Below are 742 nucleotides of genomic sequence, written 5' to 3'. Positions count from 1 at the left end.
CGCGCGCCGCGCAGCGCGGTGCCGCTGGCCATCGCCGCCATCGGCTCATCCACCGGCGGGCCGGAGGCGCTGGCCGCCGTGTTCCGCGCCTTCCGCCAGCCGCCGCGCATGCCGCTGCTGCTGACCCAGCACATGCCCACCGCCTTCATCCCGATGCTGGCGCAGCACCTCTCGCGCATCGGCCCGGTGCCGGTCGAGGTGGCGCAGGAGGGCGAGAAGCTGCTGCCCGGCCGCGCCTATCTGGCGCCGGGCGGGCGGCACATGCTGGTCTCCGCCGGCAGCCCGCCCACGATCGCCCTCTCCGACGGGCCGGAGGAGCATTTCTGCCGCCCCGCCGTGGACCCGATGCTGCGCAGCCTGGCGCAGGTCTATGGCGGCCGCGCCCTGGTCGCGGTGCTGACCGGCATGGGCCATGATGGCGGCGCCGGCGCGGCGGCGATCGACGCCGCCGGCGGGCTGGTGCTGGCGCAGGACGCCGCCACCAGCGTCGTCTGGGGCATGCCCGGCGCGGTGGTGGAGCGCAACGCGGCGCGCGAGGTGCTGCCGCTGCCGCTTCTCGCCGCCCGCATCGCCGAGCTGACCGGCGGCGCCTGACCCCCGGGCCATGAGCGAGAGCGGCTTCCACGACATCGCCCGCGCCATCCAGGGCGTCTCCGGCCTGGTGCTGGCGCCGGAGCAGGACTACCTGCTGGAGACGCGGCTGGGGCCGGTGCTGCGCCGGCACGGCCTGGCCGACCTGCCG

Annotated in this window: 1 protein-coding gene; it reads left to right on the top strand. The window is 77.1% G+C overall.

Features of this window, described 5'->3' with window-relative positions; translation table 11 throughout:
- A partial coding sequence (locus HMPREF0731_RS22305; RefSeq protein ID WP_007006539.1) for a CheB methylesterase domain-containing protein occupies positions 1-594 on the top strand: 594 nt, incomplete at its 5' end.
- Between the last annotated feature and the right edge of the window lie 148 nt (positions 595-742).

The organism is Pseudoroseomonas cervicalis ATCC 49957 (genome assembly GCF_000164635.1).
Taxonomy (GTDB): domain Bacteria; phylum Pseudomonadota; class Alphaproteobacteria; order Acetobacterales; family Acetobacteraceae; genus Pseudoroseomonas; species Pseudoroseomonas cervicalis.
The sequence above is the reverse complement of the archived record's forward strand: the minus strand, read 5'-3'. Positions and strand labels throughout refer to the sequence as shown.